At 66.8% G+C, this 5,846-nt stretch carries 5 protein-coding genes; 2 read left to right on the forward strand and 3 right to left on the reverse strand.

The window, feature by feature from the left end; translation table 11 throughout:
- Positions 1 to 149: 149 nt before the first annotated feature.
- Positions 150 to 1,145, reverse strand: coding sequence for a flagellar motor switch protein FliG (fliG, locus tag AC1D01_RS17875; protein WP_477868581.1), 996 nt, complete (start codon positions 1,143 to 1,145; stop codon positions 150 to 152).
- 36 nt (positions 1,146 to 1,181) lie between these two features.
- On the reverse strand, positions 1,182 to 2,879 hold the full coding sequence (gene fliF, locus AC1D01_RS17880; RefSeq protein ID WP_477868583.1) for a flagellar basal-body MS-ring/collar protein FliF: 1,698 nt from the start codon (positions 2,877 to 2,879) through the stop codon (positions 1,182 to 1,184).
- Positions 2,880 to 3,024: 145 nt separating this feature from the next.
- Here fliF and fliE point away from each other — a divergent pair, with 145 nt between their 5' ends.
- The gene (fliE, locus tag AC1D01_RS17885) at positions 3,025 to 3,351 is read left to right on the forward strand and encodes a flagellar hook-basal body complex protein FliE (RefSeq protein WP_477868585.1); all 327 of its coding nucleotides are present in this window, start codon (positions 3,025 to 3,027) and stop codon (positions 3,349 to 3,351) included.
- A 160-nt stretch (positions 3,352 to 3,511) separates the two neighbouring features.
- A complete protein-coding gene (locus AC1D01_RS17890) occupies positions 3,512 to 3,823 on the forward strand; it encodes a hypothetical protein (RefSeq protein WP_477868587.1) in 312 nt (103 codons plus the stop codon).
- A gap of 13 nt (positions 3,824 to 3,836) precedes the next feature.
- Here AC1D01_RS17890 and ettA read toward each other — a convergent pair whose 3' ends face one another.
- Positions 3,837 to 5,501, reverse strand: coding sequence for an energy-dependent translational throttle protein EttA (gene ettA / locus AC1D01_RS17895; protein WP_477868589.1), 1,665 nt, complete (start codon positions 5,499 to 5,501; stop codon positions 3,837 to 3,839).
- Positions 5,502 to 5,846 lie beyond the last annotated feature (345 nt).

A 5,846-nucleotide genomic window follows, 5' to 3' on the forward strand; every position in this document is an offset into this window, starting at 1 on the left:
CGCCGGCGGCCGACGCCTCGGGGCCGCCGGACAGCGAGCCCGGGTTCCACGCGGCGAACGAGCTCAGCTCCTCGCGCGGGATGAAACGGCTGTAGTTGCTGGTCGGCTTCGCGCCGGCCGGCGGCGGCACCTGCCGCGGGCCGTTCGGCTTAGAGGAACTGGTCATCACCGCCGCCTCCGAGCACGATCTGGCCTTCGTCGCTCAGGCGACGCACGATCTTCAGCATTTCCTTCTGCTCGGCCTCGACCTCGCTCACGCGCACCGGGCCGCGCGATTCCAGGTCTTCGCGCAGCGTCTCGGCGGCGCGCGTGGACATGTTGCGGAACACCTTCTCGCGCATCTCCGGCGTCGCGCCCTTCAGCGCGATCACCAGCGATTCGGACTGCACTTCCTTCAGCACCAGCTGGATGCCCTTGTCGTCGACCTTCTCCAGGTCGTCGAAGGTGAACATGTTGTCCATGATCTTCTGGGCCAGCTCGTTGTCGGCCTCGCGCACGTAGTCGAGCACCGCGGTCTCGATGCTGCCGCCCAGCAGGTTGATCATCTCGGCCGCGGTCTTCACGCCGCCGAGCGAGGCCTTGCGCAGCTTGTCGCCGCCGGCCAGCACCTTGCTCATGACGTCGTTCAGGTCCTTCAGCGCCGACGGCTGGATGCCGTCGAGCGTGGCGATGCGCACCACCACCTCGTTGCGCTGGCGCTCGGTGAAGCACTTCAGCACCGACGAGGCCTGGTCGAAGTCCAGGTGCACCAGGATCGCCGCGACGATCTGCGGGTGCTCGTTGCGCAGCAGCTCGGCCACCGAGCTCGCATCCATCCACTTCAGGCTCTCGATGCCGCTGGTGTCGCCGCCCTGCAGGATGCGGTCGATCAGCAGGTTGGCCTTGTCGTCGCCGAGCGCCTTGCGCAGCACGCTCTTGATGTATTCGTCGTTGTCGGTGACGAGCAGGCTCTGCTCCTGCGCCTGGTTCGCGAAGCGCTCCAGCACCGTCTCCACGCGGTCGCGCGGGATGGTCTTCATCCGGGCGATGGTCTCGCCCAGGCCCTGCACCTCTTTCGGCGTGAGGTGCTTGAACACCTCGGAGGCTTCCTGCTCGCCGAGCGACATCATCAGGATTGCCGCGTCTTCCAGACCCTTGGTGTCCATCGTGTTCTGTTCCGTCGTTCTTGTGATGGCCGGGCGTCAGGCGGCTTCGCCGCTGACCCAGTCGCGCACGATGCTGGCCACTGCGGCGGGGTTGTCCTTGGCGTAGGCGCGGGCGGCGATCAGCGTCGGGCTGATGCGCGGCGCCTCGAGCATCGGCAGCTTCGCGTCGGCTTCGTGGCCGAGCTTCGGCAGCGACTCGGCGTCGTCGACCATCGCATTCAGCGTGTTGCCGCGCGCATCGGCCGGCGACACCGGCTGCGGCAGCGCCGCCTTCAGCGCCGGGCGGATCAGGCCGAACACGATCACCATCGCGACCAGGGCCAGCGAGGCCGGCACCGCGGCGGCGCGCAGCATGTCCAGCGTCTGCGRCTGCTTCCAGATCGGCGTGGTGTCGGGCTCGATCTTCTCGATGCGGAACGGCGCGTTGATGACCTTCACCGAGTCGCCGCGCTCCTGCTTGAAGCCGATGCTCTCGCGCACCAGCACGTTGAGCTTCTCGATCTCGTCGGGCGTCAGCGGCACGGTGGTGGTCTTGCCCTTGGCATCCGTCACGCTGCGGTGGTTGACGACCACGGCGGCGTTCAGGCGCTTGACGGTGCCGGTGGCGTTGCGCGTCACGCGCACGGTCTTGTCGATCTCGTAGTTGGTGACGGCTTCCTTGCGGCTGTTGGTGTTGCTGGCGGCGCCGTTCTGCGCGGTCTGCAGCGGCTGGGCGGCGCCCGTCACCGGGGCGGTCGCCGGCACCGGCGGCTGGTTCGACGCGGCCCCGGGGATGCCGGTGGCGCCGGCGCCGCTCTGGCCCATCTGCTCGCTGCTCTGCTGGCTGCGCACGCTGGCCTGCGCGTTCTCGCCCTGGTTGGGCTTGAACTCCTCGGCGGTGGATTCGACCTGCGAGAAGTCGACGTCGGCGGTGACCTGCGCGCGCAGGTTGTCGCGGCCGATCACCGGCTCGAGGATGTCGAGGATGCGCTTGTTGTAGCTGGCCTCGATCTGGTTCACGTACTGCAGCTGCTGCGCATCGAGGCCGGCACCGTTGGTGGCTTCGTTGGCGGCCGACAGCAGCGTGCCGGTCTGGTCGAGCACGCTGACGGCCTTCGGGTTCATCTCGGGCACGCTGGACGACACCAGGTGCACGATGCCGGCGACCTGCGAGCGGTCGAGCGTGCGGCCGGGGTGCAGCGTCAGCATCACCGAGGCGCTGGGCTTCTGCTGTTCGCGGAAGAAGCCGTTCTGGTTCGGCAGCGCCAGGTGCACGCGGGCGTTCTGCACGGCCGACATCGCGGTGATCGAGCGGGTCAGTTCGCCTTCGAGGCCGCGCTGGAAGGTCAGGCGTTCCTGGAACTGGGTCTGGCCGAACTTGGCGCCGTCCATCAGCTCGAAGCCGACGATCGAGCCCTTGGGCAGCCCGGCCGACGCGAGCTTCAGGCGCAGGTCGTGAACCTGTGCCGACGGCACCAGGATCGCGCCGCCGCCATCGGAATAGCGGTACGGCACGTTCATCTGCGACAGCTGGGCGATGATCGCGCCGCCATCTTTCTCTGACAGGTTGGCGTACAGCACCTTGTAGTCGCCCTGGCTGCTCCACAGCGTGATGGCCGCCAGCACGGCGATCAGCGCCGCGATGCCGAGGCCCAGGCTCGCCTTGCTCCTGGCGGGCAGCGCRGCCAGGCGCGCGCCGAAACCGGCCGGGGCGGCAAGCTGGTTGGCATTGGCAAGGGTGACCGCGTTGTCCATGTTGTTCGCTTGAGGTAGACGGGCACAGGCCGCCTGAATGAAGCGATTATTTGGAAACTTGAGGTTTCAATTGCGTTGAACAGCCGGGGAAAGGGCCCGCAGTTCGCCCCATCCGACTTCAGGGTCTTGTCTACAGTTCGATCCCATGGACGTCACCCTCAAGCCCTTCAACTTCGCACAGGCCGCGGCTCGTGCGGGGATGAACCCGAACGGCACGCCGCTGGTCAACAGCAGCAAGSCCACCGAGGGCGCGGGCTTCCAGCAGGCGCTGACGCAGGCGCTGCGCTCGGTGAGCGATTCGCAGCTGAAGTCCGACGAGATGCAGCGCCAGGTGTCGCTGGGCAACCCGACGGTCAGCCTGGAGGAGACGATGGTCGCGATGCAGAAATCGCAGATCGGTTTCCAGGCCACGCTGCAGGTGCGCAACCGGCTGGTGCAGGCTTACTCCGACATCATGAACATGTCGGTGTAACGCGCTGTTTCAATGTCGTCGCGACAGGGTTCCGTGACGGAGTAGACGATCCACGGTCACCCCCCATTCGCGTGTACCCGAAGGCGCAAGCGCCGGAACTTCGGGACAATCGGTGGTTGCCATCCGATGCCGTTGCGGCATCTCACCGTTGGACTGCTGTTTGAAATCCGCGTTTGCCATTCCAGGGCTGCTCGCCGCAACCCTCGTGACCTGCCTGCCCGCCCATGCCGACGATGCCGTCGAGCAGATGGTGGCGGGCATCGATGCCGTCCTCTACGTCTGCACGCCGATCGACCCGAAGAGCATGAAGCCGGGGCAGGAGATGCTGCAGCAGCTGGCGGCCAAGACCAAGTCGGACCTGTCGGCCGTGCGCAAGAGCGACGGCTACCGCGCCACCTACAACTCCGAGCTGAACCGGATGCTGTCGATGCCGGCGAAGGACAAGCTGGCGACCTGCCAGCGAGCCTTCTGACCGGCGCAGGCCCTTACTTCAGCGCCTTGTAGCGCAGCCGCTTCGGCTTCGCGCCCTCTTCGCCCAGGCGGCGCTTCTTGTCGGCCTCGTACTCCTGGTAGTTGCCGTCGAAGAACACCCACTTCGAATCGCCTTCGCAGGCGAGGATGTGCGTCGCGATGCGGTCCAGGAACCAGCGGTCATGGCTGATCACCATGATGCTGCCGGCGAACTCGAGCAGCGCGTCTTCGAGCGCGCGCAGCGTTTCGACGTCGAGGTCGTTCGACGGTTCGTCGAGCATCAGCACGTTGCCACCCTGCGCCAGCGTCTTCGCCAGGTGCAGGCGCCCGCGCTCGCCGCCCGACAGGCTGCCCACCAGCTTCTGCTGGTCGTTGCCCTTGAAGTTGAAGCGGCCGATGTAGGCGCGCGACGGCATCACGAACTTGCCGACGATGATGTTGTCGAGCCCGCCCGACACGTCCTGCCACACGGTCTTGTCGGCTTCGAGCGATTCGCGGCTCTGCTCGACGAAGGCCATCTTCGCGGTCGGGCCAACCTTCACGGTGCCCGAATCCGGCTGTTCCTTGCCGGCGATCATGCGGAACAGCGTCGACTTGCCGGCGCCGTTCGGGCCGATGATGCCGACGATCGCACCGGCCGGCACCTTGAAGCTCAGGTCGTCGATCAGCACGCGGTCGCCGAAGCTCTTGCTGACGTTGCTGAACTCGATCACCTCGTGGCCCAGGCGGTCGGACACCGGGATGAAGATCTCGTTGGTCTCGTTGCGCTTCTGGTAGTCGACGTCGCTCAGTTCCTCGAAGCGGGCCAGGCGCGCCTTGCTCTTGGCCTGGCGGCCCTTCGGGTTCTGGCGCACCCACTCCAGTTCCTTCTTCATCGCCTTGGTGCGCGCGTCCTCGGTCTTCTGCTCCTGCTCGAGGCGCTGTTCCTTCTGGTCGAGCCAGGTGCTGTAGTTGCCCTTGTACGGAATGCCGCGGCCGCGGTCGAGTTCAAGAATCCATTCGGCGGCGTTGTCGAGGAAGTAGCGATCGTGGGTGATGGCCACCACCGTGCCGCTGAAGCGGCTCAGGAACTGCTCCAGCCAGTCGACCGACTCGGCGTCCAGGTGGTTGGTGGGCTCGTCGAGCAGCAGCATGTCGGGCTTGGACAGCAGCAGGCGGCACAGCGCGACGCGGCGCTTCTCGCCGCCCGACAGCTTGCCGACCACCGCTTCCCACGGCGGCAGGCGCAGCGCATCGGCCGCGATCTCGAGCTGCAGGTCGGTGTTCTCGCTGCCGGCGGCGGCAATGACGGCTTCGAGCTCGGCCTGCTCGGCGGCGAGCGCGTCGAAATCGGCATCGGGCTCGGCGTATTCGGCATACACCTCGTCGAGGCGCTTCTTGGCGGCCAGCGAGCCGCCCAGGCCCTCCTCGACCGCTTCGCGCACCGTCTGGTCGGGCGCCATCACCGGCTCCTGCGGCAGGTAGCCGATGCGCAGGTTGGGCATCGGCGTGGCCTCGCCTTCGATGTCCTTGTCGATGCCGGCCATGATCTTCAGCAGCGTGCTCTTGCCGGAACCGTTCAGGCCGAGCACGCCGATCTTGGCGCCGGGGAAGAAGCTGAGGGAGATGTCCTTGAGGATCTGGCGCTTGGGCGGGACGATCTTGCCCACGCGGTTCATCGTGAATACGTACTGAGCCATGGCGTGTGGTCCTGGAGAGCGGGAAGAGCGGGAGGTGAAGCGGGAATGGCCGGCCGCAGACCGCGGCGCCAACGGCGTATTGTCGCCGCTCCGCGAACCGCCCCGCGGGAGTGCCCGGATGAGGCCGGCCGAGACCCGGCAGTTCCGGCGATGAAATCGCGTTCAGCAGGTAGAATCCGCCCACCAGCGCAGACACCAGTCACTTCGCTGCCGTCATCCCTGACCTGAGCCTCGCGCTCACCTCATCGTCTGCCTGCGACTGGCGCCGAAGTACTCGGCGACGGGCCGATCTCCTGATGGATCCCCATGTCTTTTGACACCCTCGGCCTGTCCGAGCCCCTGCTG

This window comes from Rhizobacter sp. P3_B12, assembly GCF_056402895.1.